Consider the following 21,027-nt stretch of genomic DNA (forward strand, 5'->3'; position numbering starts at 1 on the left):
CCAACTGGACAGCCCATGCCGCATATCGTCATCGAACACTCCACCGACGGCCATGGCGGCCTGTTCGACGCCACCAGCCTGATGCAGGCCCTGCATGATGCAGCAGCCGCCACCGGCATGATGCAGGCGTGGGACATCAAGGTCCGCGCGATGGCCTATGTGGACTATCTGCTTGCCAGGGAACGCGACGGCTTCTGTCACGTCACGGTGTCCATGCTGGAAGGCCGCACGCCCGAGCAGAAAGTGGCGGTGAGCGAAGCACTGCGTGCCGCGATGGCCAGGCTGCTGCCGCAGACCAAGAGCCTCAGCGTCGATATCCGGGACATGGACCCCGTCGCCTACAAGAAGCGGCTGAACGAGTAGAGCTGCGCTGACTGCCTTCTCCCCGCCTGCGGGGAGAAGGTGGCGTCGCGAAGCGACGACGGATGAGGGGAGAGCCTCCGCAGGCGCAGAGCGAATGGAGAGCCCCCTCACCCGACTTCCACGCGCTTCGCGCATTACAGTCGACCTCTCCCCGCAAGCGGGAGAGGTCAGGCACTCCCCCAAACGAAAACGGCGCGGCATTCCCTCGGGAGTGCCGCGCCGTTCTCAATTCAGGTCGCTGCGGTCACCTTATGGCGACCGCGCCGGAGGTCCGCTTAGACCGCGTCCTTCGCAGCCTTGACCGGGCGGGCGCGCACGATCTTGCGGGCCGGCTTGGCCTTGAAGGTCATAGCTTCGCCGGTGAAGGGGTTGGTGCCCTTGCGTGCCTTGGTGGCGGGCTTCTTGATGACGACGAACTTGGCGAAGCCGGGAACGAGGAACACGCCGCTCTTCTTCAGCTCTTTGTAGCCCAGGGTCGCCATGGTCTCGATGACGCCCTTGACGTCCTTCTTCGAGAGCTCAGTGGTCTCAGCGATTTTCTCGATGAGCTGCGACTTCGTCATTTGGTCTGCCATTTTGCACCTTTTGGTTTGCCGTGATTCGGTGAGACAGACACTATGAGGAATTACGGGAAAAAACCCGTGCTCAATGAAATTTTCACAGATTTTGCCGGGAAAAATGGTGTTTTTTGACCACCAAACCCCGATTCGACTTGTACGGCAGGGTTTCGGGACCCTCGCAAGCGCAAAATACTTGAAACAAAGGGCCTACGGATTCGCCGAAGGTGACGGAAACGCACCGCAAAAATCACCCGCAGATTCGCCCCCTCACCACATGGTCTGGCGCGCCCTCTCCGGCCATTGCCGGTCATATTCCGGACCGCCGACCCGGCGCTCGCTCATCTCTGCCAGGATCTCGCCGGGCGTCGGCAGGGTCCTCGGATCGACGCGTTTGTCAGGGTTCCAGAGATCGGACCGCACGATGGCGCGGGCGCACTGGAAATAAATCTCCCCGACCGTCATCACGATCACCGTACGTGGCGCCTTCTCCTCCACGGCGAACGACGCCAGCAGATCCGGGTCCGTTGAGAGATGCGCCGTCCCGTTGATGCGGAGCGTGGTGCCGGCACCGGGGATCAGGAACAGTAGCGCGATGTTGGGATCGCGCACGATGTTGCGCAGGGAGTCCACGCGATTGTTGCCGCGGCGGTCCGGCATCATCAAAGTGCGCTCGTCATGGATCCGGACGAAGCCCGGTTTGTCGCCGCGCGGTGAGCAATCCAGCCCCTCCGGGCCGGTGGTCGCCAGAGCGGCGAAGGGCGAGACCTCGATCAGCCGCCGGTACTGCGCCGTTACGCAGTCCGCCACCTTGGCGGTGGATGCTTCGCCGATGTTATCGAGACGGCCGTAGATCTCTTCGAGCTGCTCGATGGTTTCGATCACCGACATGGCCGCACTCCCCTCCGCCGTATCTATTGACCCCTGATAACCCGTATCAGGTCATCCGCATGATCTTCCGCGACACCAATATTGTTGATCGTGACGTCGGCACCTGATGTCTCGACGCTGCGCTTGAGCCGATCGCCGATCGGCCCATCGGTTGAGCGTCCCCGTGCCGCAAGTCGCGCCGCAAGCACTTCCGGCGGCGCCGTGATCGACACGACGACGACATCTTCATAAGCGGCACGTAGCGTGGGGATAACCGTCCGTGAGATATTGGCAACGACATTGCGGCCGGCGCGAAGCGCATCATCGATCGAGCGCGGAAGCGCATAACAAAGACCATGCGCCTCCCAGTGAACGGCGAAGGCGCCGCTGGCCTGTGCCTGACGGAACGCCTCCGGCGTAACCTGCGCATTATTCTCGAATTCCGACGCCTCGCGCGTCACCACGCGGCGCGTGAACACCACATTGTCGTCATCCGCACAGGCAGCCTGCGCCAGACCGATGAGCGTATCCTTGCCGGCACCCGAAGGGCCGACCACCAGCACCAATCGGCCGGGTCCGATCCGGCCTGCCTGCGCTTCGGATATGGCCGCGGTGTCGGTCATGCCACGCGATGTCCTTCGCGCCAGACACTGCGCACCACCGGCACGTCATGGGCGACATGGACGCGGATCACGTCGGCACGCTTGCCGACTGCGATCTCACCGCGGTCCATGAGGCCGACGGCTTCCGCCGGCCGCTTGGTCACCGTGCGGATCGCGCTCGCCAGATCGATGGATGGCACCTTGGTCGAAAGCTGCAACGCGCCCATCAGAAGGCTCGACGGCACATAGTCCGACGACAGGATATCCAGCATGCCTTCGCGGGCGAGATCGATCGCCGCGATATTGCCGGAATGCGAACCGTTGCGGACGACATTCGGCGCGCCCATCAGGATGCCGATGCCAGCCTTGTGCAGGCCTTGAGCCGCCTCCAGCGTCGTCGGGAATTCGGCCACCGAGACCTTATCTCCAACAGCTTCGGTCACGTTGTCTTCCGTCGTGTCGTCATGGCTCGCCAGCGGAATATTGCGCCCATGAGCCAGCGCCACGATCGCCCGCATATTGCCGGCCGCATATTGCTGCTGGCAGGCCAGGCGCTGCGCGAACATCACATCGAGCTCGGCATCGGACTTGCCGCCCTTGCCGCGATAATAGGTACGCAGCTTCTCCTCGTCGCGGAACTGGCGCTGCCCCGGCGTGTGGTCCATCAGCGACATCAGCCGAACGTTCGGCTTCGCCAATAGCGCCTTCGCTTCCTCGACCACGGTCGGCATCGGAATCTCACAGCGCAGATGCAGGAAGTGATCGACCCGCAGGAGACTGGCTTCGCCAGCAGAGGCAATGGAATCCACCAGCACGCCGGCATAGCTGTCGATGCCCTGGCTTGAGTCCTCGCAGCCGACCCGTACCGAGTCCAGCACTGTGGTGATGCCGGACGTGGCAAGTTGACCGTCATAGGAGACGACGGCAGCGATGGGATCCCAGAACACCTTCGGCCGCGGCATGAAATGCGCTTCGAGATGATCGGTATGCAGTTCGACAAGACCCGGCATGATCAGGTCGCCGCGCGCATCGTCGCTACCGCGTGGCGCATCACCCTCGCCGAATTCGGCGATGCGTCCACCAGCGAAGGCGATCCAGCCCTTGTCGATCACGCGGTCAGCGAGAACGATCCGGGCGTTGCCGATGACGGTTTCGGTCAGTGATGCGGTCATGGTTCTCTTTCTCAGGCAGCAGCAGCGGCAAATGACGTGACATCCACCAGCCGGTCGGCGATCAAGTGCCGCACTTCGTCGTCATGCACAATGGCAACCATGGCGACGCCGGCACGTTTTTTCTCGGCGACCAGTTCAACGACCACGGCTCGGTTGGCGGCATCGAGCGACGCGGTCGGTTCGTCCAGCAACAGGATCGGCAGATCGGAGATAAAGCCGCGCGCGATATTGACGCGCTGCTGCTCACCGCCGGAGAAGGTCGAGGGCGGCAGCTTCCACAGCCGCTCGGGAATGTTGAGACGTTTAAGTAACGCCCCCGCACGCACACGCGCCTCCTCGCGCGTTACGCCGGCAGCGAGCAGCGGCTCGGCCACGACATCGATGGCGGCGACACGCGGCACCGCGCGCAGGAACTGGCTGACATAGCCGATGGTGTCGCGGCGCACACCCAGGATCTCGCGCGGCTCGGCGGTGGCGATATCGATGACATCACCGTTGTGGCGCACGCCGATGGTGCCGCCGTCGCAGCGATAGTTGCCGAAGATCATCTTCAGGATCGACGACTTGCCGGCACCCGAGGGACCGGACAGCACCACGCATTCGCCGGGCGCGACATGGAACGAGACGTTGCGTACCACAGGCAGGCGGATGCCGTCCTGCAGATGCATCACGAAGGTCTTTTCGGCGTTGCGGATATCGATCATCGGAATCATGTTGACCTCACGCCGGCAGGATCGAGGAAACGAGCAGTTGCGTATAGGGCTCTCTGGGATCGTCGAGCACCTGATCGGTGAGCCCCGTTTCGATCACGCGACCGCCCTGCATCACCATCACGCGATGCGACAGCAACCGCGCCACCGCGAGATCGTGCGTCACGACGATAGCCGACAGACCAAGCTCGCTGACCAGCGTGCGCATCATGTCCAGCAAACGCGCCTGCACCGATACGTCCAAGCCACCAGTCGGCTCGTCCATGAAGATGAGACGGGGTTCGGTGACGAGATTGCGCGCGATCTGCAACCGCTGCCGCATGCCGCCCGAATAGGTCCGCGGCGCATCGTCGATCCGCTCAGCCGAAATTTCCACACGCTCGAGCCACGAGATCGCCGTGTCACGAATCTTGCCGTAGTGGTTCTGGCCCACAGCCATCAACCGCTCGCCGACATTGGCGCCGGCCGAGACTGCCATGCGCAGCCCCATCGCCGGGTCCTGATGCACAAAGCCCCAGTCGGTGCGAAACAGGAAACGGCGCTCGGCTTCGCCCATCGCCGCAAGATCGCGGGTCACGCCGTCGCGCATCCGGTAGGAGACGCTGCCGGTGGTCGGCGCTAACTGGGCGGAGAGAATCTGCAGCAGTGTCGATTTGCCGGACCCGGACTCGCCGACGATGGCCAGCACTTCGCCGGAATAGAGTTCGAACGACACGTCGCGACATGCCGCAAGACGGCCATAAGATTTTCCCAGGTTTGCCGCAACTAGCAATGGCTCGTCGCTGGCCGGCACCGGCGCAGCGCGTTGAGTTGAATTCGCTGTCACATCAAGCATTTGCGCTCTCCGCATAGGGCGCAGCATTTTCGCTGCCGCGATGCCCCTGTGATTGCCGCGTTTCGCAATAATCGGTGTCGGAGCAGACGAACATCCGGCTGCCCTTGTCGTCGGTAACGATCTCGTCGAGATAGCTATCCTCGGCGTTGCACAGCGCGCAGCAGGCATTGTGCTTGTAGGGCTCGAATGGATGATCCTCGAAATCCAGCGACACCACCGATGTGTAAGGCGGGATCGCATAGATCCGCTTCTCGCGGCCGGCGCCGAACAGCTGCAGTGCCGCGCAATTGTCCATCTTCGGATTGTCGAATTTCGGCGTCGGCGACGGATCCATCACATAGCGCGCATTGACCTTCACCGGATAGGCATAGGACGTCGCGATATGGCCGAAGCGCGCGATGTCCTCATAGAGCTTCACATGCATCAAGCCGTATTCGGCGAGCGCATGCATGCGCCGTGTTTCGGTCTCGCGCGGCTCGAGATAACGCAGCGGCTCCGGGATCGGCACCTGATAGACCAGCACCTGATGCGCCTGCAGCGTCGCTTCGGGAATGCGGTGCCGGGTCTGGATCACCGTCGCATCGCCCGTGCTCGTGGTCACCGCAACGCCGGCAGTTTTCTCGAAGAACTTGCGGATCGAGATCGCATTGGTCGTATCGTCGGAGCCCTGATCGATCACCTTGAGCTTGTCGATGGGGCCGAGGATCGCCGCCGTGACCTGCACGCCGCCGGTGCCCCAACCGTAAGGCATCGGCATTTCCCGGCTGGCGAACGGCACCTGATAGCCGGGGATCGCAATGGCCTTGAGAATGGCGCGGCGGATCATCCGCTTGGTCTGCTCGTCGAGATAAGCGAAATTATATGTCGGCGCGTTCATTCCGCAGCCTCCTGAAGAGCAACTGGCGTCTCGTTGGCGTCGGCGAATTCCTTGCGCAGCTTGCGGAGTAGGCCGAGCTCGGACTGGAAGTCGACGTAATGCGGCAGCTTCAGATGCTCGACGAAGCCGGTCGCCTGCACATTGTCGGAATGCGACATGACGAATTCCTCGTCCTGTGCTGGCGCCTTGATGTCCTCGCCAAGCTCGCGCGCGCGCAGCGTGCGGTCGACCAGTGCCATCGACATCACCTTGCGTTCGCTCTGGCCGAAAGCGAGGCCATAGCCGCGCGTGAAACACGGCGCCTCGGTATCCGAGCCCTTGAACTGATTGACCATCTGGCATTCGGTCAGCGTGATCGATCCCAGCGGCACCGCGAAGCCAACATCCTCGGCCATGAATTCAACCTCGACCTCGCCGAGGCGGATTTCACCTGCGAAAGGATGGTTGCGGCCATAGCCGCGCTGCGATGAATAGCCGAGCGACAGAAGAAAGCCTTCATCGGCCCGCGCGAGATTCTGCAAGCGCAGATCACGGTCTGCCGGGAAGCTCAGCGCGTCGCGCGTGAGATCGCCGACAGGCTTTTCGGGATCTTCTGCGGGCGAGGCTTCGATCAGGCCGTCGCGGCCAAGAATATCGGTGACGCGCGGCATCACGCCCGGCTCTGCATCGGTCATGACGGGCTGATCGGGCGAGGATTCGCCGGTCAGCACCGGATCGAGCAAACGATGCGTATAGTCGAAGGTCGGGCCAAGCACCTGGCCGCCCGGCATGTCCTTGAAGGTCGAGGAGACGCGGCGACGCACCTGCATCTGCGACGTATCGACGGGCTCACTCGAACCGAACCGCGGCAGCGTCGCGCGGAAGGCGCGCAGCAGGAAGATCGCCTCGATCATGTCACCGCGTGCCTGCTTGATGGCCAGCGCCGCGAGCTCGCGGTCATAGAGCGAGCCTTCGGTCATCACGCGATCGACGGCGAGACCGAGCTGATTGGAGATCTGCGCCAGCGATATTTCCGGCACGTCGCGATCGCCGCGGCGTTCATGAGCCAGCAGACGATGCGCATTCTCGATGGCGCGTTCGCCACCCTTGACGGCGACATACATGCTCAGCCCTCCTTCGCGACAAGACGCGTGGTACGCGGTAGCGCGACAATGGATTCGCCGGACACCAGCACGAGGTCGATGCCGCGGGGAAACAGCGAGGCATTCAGCGCAAGGCGATCTAGCAGATCCGGCACGCCGATCGCAGCACGCAGGATTGTGGCACCATCGATACCGGGGCCGCGCAGCTCATAGGCAGGGCCTTCAGTCAGGCTCGCCACCTGCAGAATGATCGTGGTGGAGCGATCCGGATATTCGCCGGTGCCGAAGGCGAAGTGCTCGAAGGACGGCAGCGCGGCAGCATCAGCCACCACGGCGAAGGCACACACGGCGGGATCGGCGATGACCGGCGCGCTGGTGTGAAACTTGATCCACTTGGCAACATCCATCGTCGCCGCCAACTTGCTATCGAGCCACACCGGCGTGTCCTGATCGAACAGCGTGAGCGCGATAGCGGCCGCGCCGCGCATCATCGGCGCAGGTACGCCCGAAACAGCCTGAATCCGCTGCACGGTGCCGGGACGCGCCATCGCGTCCATCACCGAACGGAAGGTCGATTGCGCTGCAAGCACCTTGTCCGCGAAACCGGCCGGCATTTCCGCAACTGTCGTCATGATCAGCCCTCCCCGCGCACGAGCGTGTAGAAATCCACTTTGGTCGCCGCCGTCTCTGCGGCCTTCCGCCTGATATCGGCAACGACACGCGCGCGCAGCGGCGTCAGCACCTGGGCTTCGACAGCATCTGAAAATTCAACGGTCTGAATGAGTGCGTCGCAGAGCGCGATTAGCTGCGCCTTCGCGCCGTCACGGCCGAGTGTGTAACCGAAGCCAACCTCGCCTGATGCCAACCGTACAGCGGCACGCGACACGGTCGCCTCGCCCAGATTGAATGGCGCGCCATCGCCGCCGATCCGGCCACGCAGCATCACCAGGCCGTTTTCCGGCTGACGCAGATGCTCATGGGCGGGAACAGCCACAGCATCGAGATATCCGGCGATATCCGCCGTCGCGGAGTGCCCAAGCACCCCCATCGCCTCACGGCGCCGGGCCTGCTGGTGGTTCGGGGAGGATGAAGTCATGTCACCGCCGCTCAACAAGTTGTATGATTTACTAGACAACTTTATAGACGGAGGCAATGACCGTTTCGTGACAGCGGCACGATTTTTCGCTAATGCGTGGTCGACATCATTCCGGGACCGATTTTGTGACCATTCAGGACAAGCCAACAGGCGTTGCATTGTGGCGGCACGTCGCCGACGGCATCGAGCGCGGCATTGCCGATGGTCGCTATGGCGCTGGCGAAAAGCTGCCCGGCGAGACCGAACTGGCTGACATCTACCGCGTCAATCGCCATACCGTGCGCCGTGCCCTCGCAACCCTGGCCGAACGCGGCTTGGTACGCGCCGAGCGCGGCAGCGGCACCTATGTGGAATCGCCAAAGCTTGCATATCCCCTGCGGTCACGCACGCGCTTCTCGGAAATTGCCGGTGCCGGCGGACGCGAGCCGCAGGCGCAATTGATTGGAGCCTGGGACGATGTGGCAACGCGCGATCTCGCCAGGCAGCTTGGCCTCAAAGCCGGCGCTCCGCTGATCCGCATCGAGGCGCTGCGCCTCGCTGACAAGACACCGATCTGCGTCGGCACCAACTGGCTTTCGGCCGAACGGTTTCCCGATTTCGGCAAAGTCTATGAGCGCGTGCGCTCGATGACCAAGGCGCTGGCGCATTACGGTTTCAAGGACTATCGCCGCGCCTCGACGAAGGTGACCGCGGGGATCATCGACGCGACCGATGCGACACGGCTTGGTGTCGCGCTCGGGCGTCCGATTTTGATTGTCGATTCCATCGATGTGGATGCCGACGGCACGCCGCTGAGCGCCACGCATTCACGTTTCGTCGCCGAGCGCGTCGAATTCGTGGTCGATAGCGGTTCGCTTTAGTTAGAACGGGTCGGTGCCGAGACCCGGCACATCGGCCGGGCGCGGCCCTGGCGCCGGCCACAGGAAACGGCGGTCCTTCTCGGCAATGGCCACATCGTTGATGCTCGCCTCACGGCGGCGCATGAGACCGGCCTCGTCAAACTCCCACTGCTCGTTACCGTAGGAGCGATGCCAGTTGCCGGCGTCGTCGTGCCATTCATATTGAAAGCGCACGGCAATGTGATTGCCGTCGAACGCCCACAGATCCTTGATCAGCCGATACTCGTGCTCCTTCGCCCATTTACGGGTGAGGAATTCGACGATCGCCGGGCGCCCCTGAAAGAACTCGCCGCGATTGCGCCAGGTCGAGTCCTCGGTATAGGCGAGCGACACTTTCACCGGATCGCGTGAATTCCAGGCGTCCTCGGCCATGCGGGCCTTCTGGGCGGCGGTTTCTCGGGTGAAGGGCGGAAACGGTGGACGCGACATGGGACCCTCGGCTTTGCGATATGCCGGGATTGTAGCCCTGCCGCATGCGGAGTCGATGCCATTCCGCCTATTGGGCGATTGCTAAATCTGATCGGCCTTCATGGCGATCCGCAGCGCTTTCGGGATCGGCTTGGCGCGGCCGCCAGACACGAAGGCCACCTTGACCTTGGCCTCAAGCAGCAACTCATCGCCGCGGCGCACTTCCTGACCCAGCATGATCGAGGCGCCCCTCACCTCCTGTGGAACCGTGACGACGTCAAGCAGATCGTCCAGGACTGCCGGTTTTAGAAAATCAATCTTCATCGAACGAACAACGAAGGCAAAGCCGGGCGCATCCTCTCGCGCTTCTTTCAGCAGCTCTTGTTGACTCGTTCCGAGCAAACGCAAGTAGTTCGTTCTGCCGCGTTCCATGAAGCGCAAAAAATTCGCGTGATAAACAATCTGGCCGGAGTCAGTATCTTCGAAATAAACGCGAACCCGCATATGATGACGACCGTCGCGAATTTCGCCATCAAGAGAGGCTGTCACAGGGAGATTCCTCTTATCAATCACACTTCGGAGAGTAACCGTCTTGCACAGAGGCACCCTCCCCAGCAAGTGCCAATCGCTTTGGGCTTGAACCTTGCTTGGGATGCACCTGGAATCTTGGTTGCGGGACGCGCATCTCTTTGTCGAATGACAATTAGCCGGCGTTGGTCAGTGTCCGGCCGATTCCCGGCTCATTTTCTCCAAAAGACCGCGCATCGCGTCGATCTGCAGACCGAAGCCTGCCCAATCCCCAGACCTCAACAGCTTCATTGCCTCGTTATAGCGATCAAGCGCCTCTTGCGCCCTGTTTTCCGCAGGGCTCGCACGTGGCATTTCCGTCGCAGCACTCAGCGATGTCGGCGACGCGTTAGTTTCGATGAAAAGCGCGGACAAGGCCTCGGCAAGCGTCTCTTTCATGACGACATGCTCGCCGTAGGCGGCGATCACGCGCTTGAGCTCCGGCAAGTGTCCGTGGACCGCGCGCAGGTACAGCGGCGACACGTACAGGATCGAATTCTCGATCGGGATCACCAGCAGGTTTCCGCGGATCACCCGTGAACCCATCTGGTTCCACAACGATATTTGCTGGGAGATCTCCGTGTTCTGATGAATGCGCGCCTCGATCTGGAACGGTCCGTAGACGAGCTTCTCCTTGGGAAATTCGTAGACGATCAATTTTCCATAGTCTGGAGCGTCGCAGCGCGCTGCCAGCCATGCGATCATATTGTCGCGTCGGCTTGGCACCATGGGGATCATGATAAAGAACTCGGCTTGGGTTTCTCCGGGCAGCCGCATCACAATGTAGTAAGGGACCATCGGCGCGACGCCGTCGCCGGCCGGCTGGCGCGGAAACTGCCAAAGATCCTCTCGGTTATAGAAAACGTCGGCAGATGCCATGTGATAGGTCTGGTAAAGCTGCGCCTGAATTAGGAAGAGGTCCTCGGGATAGCGAATGTGCTTTTGCAGATCGGACGGCATTGCCGCAAACGGCTTGAATAGCCCCGGAAAGATCTCGCTGGTAGGTGGCCACGATCGGGTCCGCCTGATCCATCAGATAAAAGTCGACACTGCCGTTATAGGCGTCGACGACGGCCTTCACGGAATTGCGGATGTAGTTCAGATTGCGGCCGGGCGCAGGCTGAGCTGAGGGGAAATAGTCGCTGGTTGTATAGGCGTCCTGGATCCAGAACATCCGCCCCTCGCTGACGACCAGGTAGGGATCGTGGTCGAGGCTGAGGAACGGGGCGATCATGCGTAGCCGTTCCCCGATATTGCGCCGGATCATAATCCGGCTGTCGTCGGTGATGTAGCTGGAGAGCAGCAGGTTCATATCGTTGAAGTGGTGAGCGAAGATGATTTTTCGCAACATCCCCGTCAGCGGTATGCCACCGGCACCGTCGTAGGCCGCGTATACGTTTTCACTCCCCTTCGGATAGTCGAATTCCGGCGTGGTCGTCCTGACGACAACGTAGTTGCTCTCCTCTTGTCCATAATAAATGCGCGGTTCGCGGATTTCGGGGCCGCCATCCGCAACGGGAGGAATATCCCGCAGGTAAAGCAGTGGAAGCCCTTCAGCGCTCTTGTGCATTACCGGGCTCATCACCGCTCCATTGCCGTGGGTGAACAGCAGGTGGAGGTTGACCCACGTCTGGGCGTTCGGCGGCAGCAGTGAGGATCTGAGCTCGCGCGCCGACAGCATCACGCTCTGGTAGGTGCCGCGAAGCCAGTAGCGGTCGACATCCAGGTCGCTTAATTTGTAGTAGGTGCGTATCTCCTGTAGCTGGGCGTAGGTATCCGCCAGCGGCTGCCCGTCCCACAATCTGATGTTCTCGATGGTCGCCTTGTTGGCTTCGAGTGTCGCGAAGGTAAGGTCCTGTTCGGCAGGAAAGGGCTTGGCGGCGATCCGGTCGAGATTATAGGCTTCCCTGGTCAGGCGGATGCTGCGTTCGATGTAGGGCCGTTCCAGTTCCAGTTCGTTCGGTTTCACGTAGAAGCGCTGAAATAATGTCGGGATCACGCCGGACAGCAGGAAAGCGCCGCCGAAGACGAGTAACATCGCGGCAGTGGGGAGTCGGTAGGTCCGCGCCCACAGGTTCGCCCACGCGGCGCATGCCGCGACGATCGAAAGCCCGATCAGCAACCGGAGAACGGGCAGTTGCACCTGGATATCGGTGTAGCTCGCGCCAACCACTACGCCATTGTCTCCGTAGAGCAGCAAATAGCGGTCGAGCCCGTAGGACCATGCCTTCACCGCAAAGAGCAAGCCGAGCAGCGCCGAGCCGTGAGCAACCGCTATCGGTGATATCGACCACCGCTGGACGTGGTATTCGATCTGACCATGCATCCAATAGATCACTGCGGCGAAAAGCGCGCTCATGAACAGCGTTAGCAATGCCCAATTCCTGATGGCGATATAGGCGGGCAGAGAAAACAGATAGAAACCAATATCCTTGTCATACAGCGGATCGTTCGCGCCATATGGCACGTGATAGAGGAACTGCAGAATGATGTTCCAGTTGCCGACCTCCCCCCATGCGACAAGCAGAGCGAGGAGTCCGGCGCCGCCAGCGATGGCGAGGCGCCATGGCAACCGATCGCGTATGAACTCGAACGGATCGGGCGGCACCGCAGTGGCCGCGAGTTTCCAGTCGAAGCCGACGGGAAGCCGGCCTCGCCGCCGTCGGGCAAGAAAAAGTGCCAGCCGGGCGTTCGCCCACATGATGACGGCAGTTGCCGCAAAGACGACGGAAAAGACTGCGGCTTTCGCGCCGATCGATGTCCAAAAAACCTGCGAATAGCCGACCGCGGAGAACCACATCCAGTCGACCAGGAACTCGCCGACAATCGCGAAAAGGATCAGGCAAATTCCGGAGAAGATGGCAGTCACAATCACCCCGACCACGGCGTTTCGCCCTGGCGTCTTCCGTTCGGGCCCGGTAATCCCGATCGTCATGAACGGATTATAGCAGAAGGAGAGAGGTGGCGGTGCCTGTCTTGAGCGCTCGCACCTGTTTTTTCTGCGTCGGCCTTCCTACATCAGAACTGAGGTGCGCATCGCCTTACGCGCGCCCAATCGGGAGAGCGCGCGCCATGAGCGGTGATCTCACGATGTAGTTGTGCTTGTGCGCCCTCACCAACGGTCGGGATGGCATGCCGAACCGACGCGAGGGAGGAACGCGGCAGGAGCGCTTGTCATGACTGATTTCGCCGGTCTCGAAGCCCGTTTTGGCGCAGGAAACTATGCACCGTTGCCGGTCACGATCGTCCGCGGGGCTGGAGTCTACGTGTGGGACGAAGCTGGCAGACGCTACATCGACATGATGGGCGCATATTCGGCGGCAAGCTTCGGCCATTGCCATCCGCGCCTCGTCAAAGCGCTGACAGAACAGGCACAGCGCCTGGATACGATCTCGCGCGCTTATTTCAGCGATCGGTTGGGGCCTTTTCTCGCAAAGGCTTGTGCACTTACCGGTATGGATGCCGCGTTGCCGATGAACAGCGGCGCGGAAGCCGTCGAGACGGCGCTCAAGGCGGCACGTAAATGGGCCTACAAGGTCAAGGGTGTGCCGACCGACCGGGCTGAAATCATCGTCGCGGAGGGAAATTTCCACGGCCGTACCATCTCGATCGTCGGCTTTTCTTCGCAAGCCCAATATCGCGACGGCTTCGGGCCGTTCCCGCCCGGCTTCACGCGCACGCCGTTCGGCGATGCGTCGGCGCTCGCCGCGGCCATTACCCCTGACACCGCGGCCTTTCTGGTCGAACCAATTCAAGGCGAAGGCGGGATCAATGTGCCGCCCCCTGGATATCTCGCTGAGGTCGCGCGCATTTGCAAGGCGAACAACGTGCTGCTGCTCTGCGACGAGATCCAGAGCGGTCTGGGACGTACTGGACGCCTGCTCGCGTGTCAGCATGAAGGGGTAACACCCGACGGTCTGATGCTCGGCAAGGCGCTCGGCGGCGGGATGTTGCCGGTTTCGCTTTTCCTCGCCCGTCGCGAGGTCATGCAGGTTTTCACTCCGGGTGACCACGGCAGCACGTTCGGTGGCAACCCGATTGCATCGGCGGTTGGATTAGCCGCCCTCGACACACTGATCGACGAGCGATTGATTGAACGTGCCGCGACTGTCGGCGCGCATCTCCTCGATCGGCTCTCTGCGATCAAAAATCCGATCATCCGCGAGGTGCGCGGTCGCGGTTTGTTTGCGGGGGTCGAGTTACACCGCAACATGGCTAGTGCCGGTACGGTGATCAGCCGCTTGCTTCAGGCGGGAGTGCTGACCAAAGATACTCACCGGAACACGATACGCTTTGCGCCCCCCTTGATTATCGACGAGTCACAGGTGGATTGGGCCGTAGACCGATTGACCGAAGTACTGGACGAGATCGCCGCATCGACGGTTCAGGCCTAGCGGCCGCCAATGTTGGGCAAGCCTGCTATCTGAGGATTACCGAACCCAAGCGAAAGATTTGCAATAGTCCGGTCTTTAGAATCGGGCGCGTTAGTCTGTTCCCCGAAAGGCAATTACAAGCTTCCCGCCAAATCGGCATCCTCGCAATAAACCCGCACCTGCATGCGACGCAGGCCGTCGGCGATGGCGCCGTCGAGATGGAAGGTCGTAGAACGCGTCATAACGAAAAACCGTGAGCTGCGAGTGGCAGCACGTGATCACGCGTCAATGGCGCCAGGACAATAGCCTCAGGCGCAGTTGGATTGATCCAAATCGCTTCGGCGATCTCGGCCTGGGGCGCGATCGCGCCATCCACCTCGACCGCATAGACGCTGGCCCGCACCCGCCATCCCGGCTCATTCGCGGCGACGCTATCGAACTGTCCGAGCGCTTGCGCAGAACCCGGCACCATTCGACATCCCAACTCTTCGCCGATCTCGCGCCCCAGCGCGGTCAGATCGTCCTCACCAGCATCGCGTTTGCCGCCCGGCTGCATGAAGGCCTCGGTGCCGCGCTTGCGCACCACCAGCATGCGCCCTCTATCGTCACGGATCAGCGCGGCGACCACGCCGATGATCTTTTCGGTCATCGCGGATTACTCCTCGTCGCTCGCTCCGAACAATCCGATCTGGCTCTCATCCCGTTTCGGCTCATTCAGTCCCAGATGCTTGAACGCATGCGAAGTGAGCAGACGCCCACGCGGGGTGCGCTGCAGATAGCCGCACTGGATCAGATAGGGCTCGATGATGTCCTCGATGGCATCACGCGGCTCCGACAGCGCGGCCGCCATGGTCTCGACACCAACGGGGCCACCGGCATAGTTCATGGCGATGGTGGTGAGATAACGGCGATCCATCGCATCGAGACCCGCACTGTCAACTTCCAATGCGGACAGCGCGTGGTCGGCGATTTTGCGATCGATCGCTGACGCATCCGCAGCGGAGGCAAAGTCACGCACACGGCGCAACAGACGCCCGGCGATGCGCGGCGTGCCGCGCGCGCGGCGCGCAATCTCGTTAGAGCCTTCAGGGGTCATGCCGATGTCCAGCACGCGGGCACCGCGGGTGACGATCTTTTCGAGCTCGTCGATCGTGTAAAAATTCAGCCGCAGCGGAATGCCGAAACGATCACGCAGCGGATTGGTCAGGAGACCCGCACGGGTGGTCGCGCCGACCAGCGTGAATTTCGACAGCTCGATCTTCACCGAGCGTGCGGCAGGGCCTTCGCCGATGATGAGATCGAGCTGGAAATCCTCCATCGCCGGATAGAGCACTTCCTCTACTGCAGGGCTGAGTCGGTGGATCTCGTCGATGAACAGCACATCGCGCTCTTCGAGATTGGTCAGCAATGCCGCGAGATCGCCGGCCTTGGCGATGACGGGACCGGATGTCGCACGAAATCCGACGCCGAGTTCGCGCGCCACGATCTGCGCCAGCGTGGTCTTGCCGAGGCCGGGCGGGCCCACAAACAATGTGTGATCCAGTGCCTCACCGCGCTTACGAGCTGCATCGATGAAGATCTGCAGATTCGCGCGCGCCTGTGCCTGGCCGACGAAATCGGACAGCGACTGCGGGCGCAGCGTGGTGTCGCCGACATCGTCAGAGCGGCGCTCAGGTGTAACCATGCGATCGGGTGGCGTATTCATGATGCGACGTTACCACGGTGCAACGGCCGCGCGAACCACCAGCACAGGCTGGCTGGAATCACGGCAATGCCCGCGAGCAATACGGACAGCGACAGCGCCTGCGTGAGCGATCGAACGCCGGGCAAAATCACTGCTGACGATTCAGAGGGCTGAACGAACATCCCAAAACCGATGAAGCCGGCAATGCCGACGGCCGCAGCGAGCCACGCCATCCAGATCGCGTTTTGCCCGGCATAGACGGCCGACAGCGCGAAGACGACGCCGGCACCGAGCGACGGCAGCAGCGCCGCCAATGCAGCGACGAATGCCAGCAGCCACAGTGCAATCGAGACAAGCGATCTGAAACCATCGAGATCGGCGACAGAGAAGATCAATTGCAGGATCGACGCACCCAGACCAGCCACAAGCAACGACACGAGTGCAGCCACGGATAGCGAACCGACAATACCGAAGATTGCGACAATGCCGATCACACGGGCAATTCTGGCAAGGCTCACTTCGCCAATTCCTTCAGCCCGAGCTTGATGAGTTGCGCCGTTTCCGCACCCTCGCCTGCGCTGCGCGACGCGGCTGCGACGGCGGCCGCCGCCTGCGGCTGGCCATAGCCGAGATTGACCAGCGCCGAGATCGCATCCCTGACGGCGCCTGGTGCGCGGTTGTCGTCCATCGCGCCGGCGAGTTGCGCGACGACCGGATCGACGGACGCAAAGGCCGGCGCCTTGTCCTTCAATTCGCTGACGATGCGCTCGGCCACTTTAGGACCGACGCCCGGCGTGCGCGCCACGGCCGTCTTGTCGCGCAGCGCGATGGCATTGGCGAGGTCGGCCGGCGGCAGCGTGCTAAGCACGGCGAGCGCGACCTTGGCGCCGACGCCCTGCACGGTCTGCAGCAGGCGAAACCATTCGCGCTCCATATCGCTGCGGAATCCGAACAGCTTGATCTGGTCTTCGCGGACATAGGTTTCGATGGCGAGCACCGCAGCTTCGCCCGCCTGCGGCAGTGCCTGCAGCGTGCGTGCAGAACAATGCACCTGATAACCGACGCCCTGTACGTCGAGGATCACATAGTCCTCGCCGTAGCTGTCGATCAGGCCTTTGAGCTTGCCAATCACGCGCCGACGACCTTGAGGCGCAGTGCCGTGCTCTGACGGTGATGCGCATGGGTGATGGCGATCGCCAGTGCATCGGCTGCATCGGCGGATTTCGGCTCGGCCTTCGGCAGCAGAATCTTCAGCATCACCTGGATCTGGTTCTTGTCGGCATGGCCCGCGCCGACCACGGTCTTCTTCACCTGATTGGGCGCGTATTCGGCGACGGCAATGCCGAACATCGCCGGCGTCATCATGGCGATACCGCGCGCCTGGCCGAGCTTCAGCGTGGCGACGCCGTCCTTGTTGACGAAGGTCTGTTCGACCGCAGCTTCGGCCGGCTGGAAGTCGCCGAGCACCTTGGCGAGCCCTTCATGAATGCCGAGCAGCCGGCTCGCCAGCGGCATATTGTCCGGCGGTTCCACCGAACCGCAGCCGATATAGGTCAGCCGGTTGCCGTCGATTTCGATCACGCCCCAACCGGTGCGGCGCAGGCCCGGATCGATGCCGATGATGCGGACAGGAGGGCGAATCGCAGGGTGTGTCATCCCACAGGGATAACGCCGGTCGGACCGGAACGAAATAGAAACGCGCCACCATCCCAAGAGAATAGAGTGGGAAGCTGAGCCCCTGCTCAGCCGCCCATCTTGGCCATCAGCGCGTCCGACACCTCGAAGTTGGCATAGACGTTCTGCACGTCGTCATGCTCGTTCAACAGGTCCATCAGCTTGATCAGCTTCTCGCCGGTCTCGTCATCGACCGAGAGCGTGTTCTGCGGCTTCCAGATCACCGCGGCCTTGCGGGCTTCGCCGAACTTGCCTTCCAGTCCCTTGGCAACCTCGCGGAACGTCTCCTGCGACGCGTAGACCTCGTGGCCGCCCTCGCCCGACACCACGTCATCCGCGCCGGCCTCGATGGCAGCTTCGAGCATGTCGTCAGCAGAGGCCTTGTCGGCGTCATATTCGATCACGCCGACATGGTCGAACATGAAGGAAACTGAGCCGGTTTCGCCCAAATTGCCGCCGGATTTGGTGAAGTAAGAACGGATGTCGGAAGCGGCGCGATTGCGGTTGTCGGTCAGCGCCTCGACGATGACGGCGACGCCACCGGGGCCGTAGCCCTCGTAGCGGATTTCATCGTAGTTCTCGCCGTCGCTGCCGATCGCCTTCTTGATGGCGCGCTCGATATTGTCGCGCGGCATGTTTTCTTGCCGGGCGGCGATCACGGCGGAGCGCAACCGGGCATTCATCGATGGGTCGGGCGTCCCCATCTTGGCAGCGACGGTGATTTCGCGCGCCAGCTTGCTGAACAGCTTGGACTTCTGGGCATCCTGCCGGCCCTTGCGGTGCATGATGTTCTTGAATTGGGAATGTCCGGCCATGCGGTCTCTCTTGAAGCGTCAGGGTATTTAGGGCTGCGGCGCGGGGTTATAGGCCGCGAAATCGGCAAAATCAAAAATTTGCAGCCGAATCCGGCCAATCTTCGCAATACCGCAACCGACCTTAACCATCACTTCACGCCGAGGTGCAAGGTTACCCGCATAGATTGTATTCATTGGGGTCACCGATGGCGTTTGGACTGTTCCGCAAGCGGCAGCCGGAAGCGGCTGAAGTGGTGATGATTGCTGAAAACACAGCGCCTTCTGTAGCACCGCGGCACCCTGAACCAGATACCGCTGGGGACATCCTGGAGTTGCTGGAACTCGAGCTGGGCGCGCTTATCCGCCAGCTTGAGCGTGCCGCGACCTCCGTCGCCGGCGGCGCCGAATCGACCGCCACCACCCTCTCCGCCATCCGCGCCCGCACCGATGTGCTGGCCGACCGCAGCAGTGCCGCGCAATCCACCGCCACGACCTTCGCGCAGGCGGCCGATAAATTCACCCACTCGGCCGAAGGTATCGGCGCCCAGGTGCGCGATGCCAGCCGGCTTGCGGACGAGGCCGGCGCCGCCGCCCATGAAGCCAGCGCCAACGTGGACCGGCTGCGCGACTCCTCCGCTGCAATCAGCAATGTGTTGGAGCTGATCGCGCAGATCGCCCGGCAGACAACGATGCTGGCGCTGAACGCGACCATCGAGGCGGCACGCGCAGGCGCTGCAGGCCGCGGCTTCTCGGTCGTCGCCACCGAGGTCAAGGCGCTGGCGGTGCAAACCCAGAACGCCACCGAAGAGATCAGGAAGAAGATCGACACCCTGCAGCGCGACGCTGCGAGTTCGGTCGATGCGGTGCATCGCATCTCCACCGCCATCGACGCGATCCGCCCGGTGTTTGCCAATGTGAATGGCGCAGTCGCCGAGCAGAACGCGACGACCAGCGAGATGTCGCACAATGCCACCACCGCCTCGCAGTTCATCGTCTCGGTCGGCGACAGCGCCGCGGAAATCGATAGCGCTGCGAAGGAAGCGGCTGCCCATGGCGAGCATGTCGCGCAGGCCGGCCAGGCCGTGACGATGTTTGCCTCACGGCTGAAGTCCCGCTGCGCGGTACTGCTGAAACAGAGCGAGCGCGAAGACGAGCGCCGACGCGAAAAGCTGCCATGTCACCTCAATGTCGATCTTCAGGCGCGCGGCGGCCAGATCCGCGCACCGGTCTATGAAATCTCGATGGACGGGATCCTCATCGGCGGACCAGACGCGAACCGGCTTCCGTTGCACGACATCGTTGCTGCTGAACTCAGCGAGGTCGGCCCCTGCCGCCTGCGCATTGCCGAACATTCCCCCGCCGGCGCACAGGCACTGTTCGTCGCGCCCGACAACCATCTCATCAGCCGGATCGAAGACCGGCTATGGGCTATTCATGACGAAAACACCGAATTCGTCACCCGCGCCATTGATGCCGGCGCCGCGCTCAACAAGATCTTTGCCGACGGTATTGCATCCGGCGCTATCAGCATCGACGACATGTTCGACGACAACTACGTCGAAATCCCTGGCTCCAGTCCGGTGCAGTACCGGACAAAGATTCTCGGCTGGGCCGACCGCGCACTCCCCGAATTCCAGGATGCATTTCTCGCCAAGGACAGCCGCATGGCGTTCTGCGCCATGATCGACCGCAACGGCTATCTACCGGTACATAACAGCATCTATTCCAAGCCGCAGCGCCCGGGTGATGTCGCCTGGAATACGGCCAACTGCCGCAACCGCCGCATCTTCAACGATCCGGCTGGATTGGCCGCCGGTCGCAATACACGTTCCTACCTGATCCAGAGTTATGCCCGCGACATGGGCAACGGTCAGACCGTGATGATGCGCGAGATAGACGTGCCTGTGCGCATACAGGGACGCCATTGGGGCGGCTTCCGCACGGCGTACAAATTATGATTTGGGTTTGTAGACGGCGCTGCGCTGCCACCTGAGACCTGGCGCAGCGCCGCCTATTCCGTCTGCGAGTGGGCTAGCAGCCGAAACTGCCAAGGCGTCCTAGCCGCCGCTCGTTCGGCCCTCCGCATTGTCATCTCCGCCGTATGAACCGCCGCCATATCCATATGGCGCGCTGTATCCATATGAACCGGGGCCGGCACCAAATCCGCGATAGACCGTTACGGGGGCGCTTCCCTCATACCGCGCGTGAGAGGACATGATCCGTCGATGCTTGCTGGCAGCGCTATGCCCGTCTTTGGCCTGCGCGGTCGAGCTCGAAGTGCCGGCGATCAGTAAAGCGGCGCCCAACAGAATGAATTTATTCATCACATTTTTCCTTGGTCAACGAGCCCCGCGACCTCAGATGCGCACGCTTGGCTCTCAAGGTAGCGCCAATCACGCGTAGTTGAATTTCGGCTTGCGGTACCCCGTCCTGCATGGACAGCGGCGGCGAGACCCATTGGAGC

General features: G+C 62.0%; 25 protein-coding genes. 4 read left to right on the forward strand and 21 right to left on the reverse strand.

The annotated features are described in order from the left end of the window. Window positions 1–15 precede the first annotated feature (15 nt). Entirely contained in the window at window positions 16–363 is a 348-nt protein-coding gene (locus RSO67_RS09215; protein ID WP_315843237.1) for a 5-carboxymethyl-2-hydroxymuconate Delta-isomerase, read from the forward strand. A 275-nt stretch (window positions 364–638) separates the two neighbouring features. On the opposite strand, the gene RSO67_RS09220 is transcribed toward RSO67_RS09215, so the two are convergent. From RSO67_RS09220 to phnG, 10 genes are all read right to left on the reverse strand, one after another. Then, window positions 639–938, reverse strand: a complete 300-nt coding sequence (locus tag RSO67_RS09220; RefSeq protein ID WP_068735221.1) for an HU family DNA-binding protein — start codon at window positions 936–938, stop codon at window positions 639–641. Between the two features lie 252 nt (window positions 939–1,190). Continuing rightward, window positions 1,191–1,811, reverse strand: a complete 621-nt coding sequence (locus RSO67_RS09225) for a pyridoxamine 5'-phosphate oxidase family protein (protein ID WP_315843238.1) — start codon at window positions 1,809–1,811, stop codon at window positions 1,191–1,193. A gap of 23 nt (window positions 1,812–1,834) precedes the next feature. After that, window positions 1,835–2,413, reverse strand: coding sequence for a phosphonate metabolism protein/1,5-bisphosphokinase (PRPP-forming) PhnN (gene phnN, locus RSO67_RS09230; RefSeq protein ID WP_315843239.1), 579 nt, complete (start codon window positions 2,411–2,413; stop codon window positions 1,835–1,837). Further along, on the reverse strand, window positions 2,410–3,564 hold the full coding sequence (locus RSO67_RS09235; RefSeq protein WP_315843240.1) for an alpha-D-ribose 1-methylphosphonate 5-triphosphate diphosphatase: 1,155 nt from the start codon (window positions 3,562–3,564) through the stop codon (window positions 2,410–2,412). Before RSO67_RS09235 ends, phnN begins: the two co-directional genes overlap by 4 nt. A gap of 11 nt (window positions 3,565–3,575) precedes the next feature. Next, the gene (phnL, locus tag RSO67_RS09240) at window positions 3,576–4,277 is read right to left on the reverse strand and encodes a phosphonate C-P lyase system protein PhnL (RefSeq protein ID WP_315843241.1); all 702 of its coding nucleotides are present in this window, start codon (window positions 4,275–4,277) and stop codon (window positions 3,576–3,578) included. Between the two features lie 7 nt (window positions 4,278–4,284). After that, on the reverse strand, window positions 4,285–5,109 hold the full coding sequence (gene phnK, locus RSO67_RS09245) for a phosphonate C-P lyase system protein PhnK (protein WP_315843242.1): 825 nt from the start codon (window positions 5,107–5,109) through the stop codon (window positions 4,285–4,287). After that, window positions 5,102–5,986: an alpha-D-ribose 1-methylphosphonate 5-phosphate C-P-lyase PhnJ gene (locus RSO67_RS09250; RefSeq protein ID WP_315843243.1), complete on the reverse strand. Its 885-nt coding sequence runs from the start codon at window positions 5,984–5,986 to the stop codon at window positions 5,102–5,104. Before RSO67_RS09250 ends, phnK begins: the two co-directional genes overlap by 8 nt. Continuing rightward, on the reverse strand, window positions 5,983–7,089 hold the full coding sequence (locus tag RSO67_RS09255) for a carbon-phosphorus lyase complex subunit PhnI (RefSeq protein WP_315843244.1): 1,107 nt from the start codon (window positions 7,087–7,089) through the stop codon (window positions 5,983–5,985). The genes RSO67_RS09250 and RSO67_RS09255 overlap by 4 nt, the downstream gene beginning before the upstream one ends. Before the next feature lie 2 nt (window positions 7,090–7,091). After that, a complete protein-coding gene (phnH, locus tag RSO67_RS09260; protein ID WP_175368339.1) occupies window positions 7,092–7,700 on the reverse strand; it encodes a phosphonate C-P lyase system protein PhnH in 609 nt (202 codons plus the stop codon). A gap of 2 nt (window positions 7,701–7,702) precedes the next feature. Then, window positions 7,703–8,164 carry a phosphonate C-P lyase system protein PhnG gene (gene phnG, locus RSO67_RS09265; protein WP_315843245.1) on the reverse strand — a complete coding sequence of 154 codons (462 nt, stop codon included), beginning with the start codon at window positions 8,162–8,164 and terminating at the stop codon, window positions 7,703–7,705. Window positions 8,165–8,289: 125 nt separating this feature from the next. Here phnG and phnF point away from each other — a divergent pair, with 125 nt between their 5' ends. Next, the gene (phnF, locus tag RSO67_RS09270; protein ID WP_315843246.1) at window positions 8,290–9,024 is read left to right on the forward strand and encodes a phosphonate metabolism transcriptional regulator PhnF; all 735 of its coding nucleotides are present in this window, start codon (window positions 8,290–8,292) and stop codon (window positions 9,022–9,024) included. Here the strand turns inward: phnF and RSO67_RS09275 are convergent, their stop codons facing one another. From RSO67_RS09275 to RSO67_RS09290, 4 genes are all read right to left on the reverse strand, one after another. Then, window positions 9,025–9,492 (reverse strand): nuclear transport factor 2 family protein, encoded by a 468-nt coding sequence (locus RSO67_RS09275; RefSeq protein ID WP_315843247.1) that lies wholly within the window; start codon window positions 9,490–9,492, stop codon window positions 9,025–9,027. It lies immediately after the preceding gene. An 81-nt stretch (window positions 9,493–9,573) separates the two neighbouring features. Then, on the reverse strand, window positions 9,574–10,020 hold the full coding sequence (gene ybgC / locus RSO67_RS09280) for a tol-pal system-associated acyl-CoA thioesterase (RefSeq protein ID WP_315843248.1): 447 nt from the start codon (window positions 10,018–10,020) through the stop codon (window positions 9,574–9,576). Between the two features lie 168 nt (window positions 10,021–10,188). Then, window positions 10,189–10,998, reverse strand: a complete 810-nt coding sequence (locus RSO67_RS09285; protein ID WP_315843249.1) for a UPF0182 family protein — start codon at window positions 10,996–10,998, stop codon at window positions 10,189–10,191. After that, window positions 10,892–12,973, reverse strand: coding sequence for a UPF0182 family protein (locus tag RSO67_RS09290; protein WP_315843250.1), 2,082 nt, complete (start codon window positions 12,971–12,973; stop codon window positions 10,892–10,894). The genes RSO67_RS09285 and RSO67_RS09290 overlap by 107 nt, the downstream gene beginning before the upstream one ends. Before the next feature lie 241 nt (window positions 12,974–13,214). Between RSO67_RS09290 and rocD the strand changes: the two genes are divergently transcribed. Beyond that, window positions 13,215–14,432, forward strand: coding sequence for an ornithine--oxo-acid transaminase (rocD, locus tag RSO67_RS09295; RefSeq protein WP_315843251.1), 1,218 nt, complete (start codon window positions 13,215–13,217; stop codon window positions 14,430–14,432). A 217-nt stretch (window positions 14,433–14,649) separates the two neighbouring features. Here the strand turns inward: rocD and RSO67_RS09300 are convergent, their stop codons facing one another. The 7 genes from RSO67_RS09300 to RSO67_RS09330 all read right to left on the reverse strand — a co-directional run bounded on the left by RSO67_RS09300 (window position 14,650) and on the right by RSO67_RS09330 (window position 18,758). After that, complete coding sequence (locus RSO67_RS09300; RefSeq protein WP_315843252.1) at window positions 14,650–15,060, reverse strand: NUDIX domain-containing protein; 411 nt, start codon at window positions 15,058–15,060, stop codon at window positions 14,650–14,652. 6 nt (window positions 15,061–15,066) lie between these two features. Next, on the reverse strand, window positions 15,067–16,116 hold the full coding sequence (gene ruvB, locus RSO67_RS09305) for a Holliday junction branch migration DNA helicase RuvB (RefSeq protein WP_315843253.1): 1,050 nt from the start codon (window positions 16,114–16,116) through the stop codon (window positions 15,067–15,069). Next, window positions 16,113–16,613 (reverse strand): hypothetical protein, encoded by a 501-nt coding sequence (locus RSO67_RS09310; protein WP_315843254.1) that lies wholly within the window; start codon window positions 16,611–16,613, stop codon window positions 16,113–16,115. The genes ruvB and RSO67_RS09310 overlap by 4 nt, the downstream gene beginning before the upstream one ends. Beyond that, a complete protein-coding gene (gene ruvA / locus RSO67_RS09315) occupies window positions 16,610–17,227 on the reverse strand; it encodes a Holliday junction branch migration protein RuvA (RefSeq protein ID WP_089265378.1) in 618 nt (205 codons plus the stop codon). Before ruvA ends, RSO67_RS09310 begins: the two co-directional genes overlap by 4 nt. Further along, window positions 17,224–17,751, reverse strand: a complete 528-nt coding sequence (ruvC, locus tag RSO67_RS09320) for a crossover junction endodeoxyribonuclease RuvC (protein WP_315843255.1) — start codon at window positions 17,749–17,751, stop codon at window positions 17,224–17,226. The genes ruvA and ruvC overlap by 4 nt, the downstream gene beginning before the upstream one ends. A gap of 86 nt (window positions 17,752–17,837) precedes the next feature. Continuing rightward, a complete protein-coding gene (locus RSO67_RS09325) occupies window positions 17,838–18,584 on the reverse strand; it encodes a YebC/PmpR family DNA-binding transcriptional regulator (RefSeq protein ID WP_068735184.1) in 747 nt (248 codons plus the stop codon). A 27-nt stretch (window positions 18,585–18,611) separates the two neighbouring features. Beyond that, a complete protein-coding gene (locus RSO67_RS09330; RefSeq protein ID WP_315843256.1) occupies window positions 18,612–18,758 on the reverse strand; it encodes a hypothetical protein in 147 nt (48 codons plus the stop codon). A 62-nt stretch (window positions 18,759–18,820) separates the two neighbouring features. Here RSO67_RS09330 and RSO67_RS09335 point away from each other — a divergent pair, with 62 nt between their 5' ends. Beyond that, complete coding sequence (locus RSO67_RS09335; protein WP_410001878.1) at window positions 18,821–20,521, forward strand: methyl-accepting chemotaxis protein; 1,701 nt, start codon at window positions 18,821–18,823, stop codon at window positions 20,519–20,521. The last annotated feature ends 506 nt before the right edge of the window (window positions 20,522–21,027 follow it).

The organism is Tardiphaga sp. 709, assembly GCF_032401055.1.
Taxonomy (GTDB): Bacteria; Pseudomonadota; Alphaproteobacteria; order Rhizobiales; family Xanthobacteraceae; genus Tardiphaga.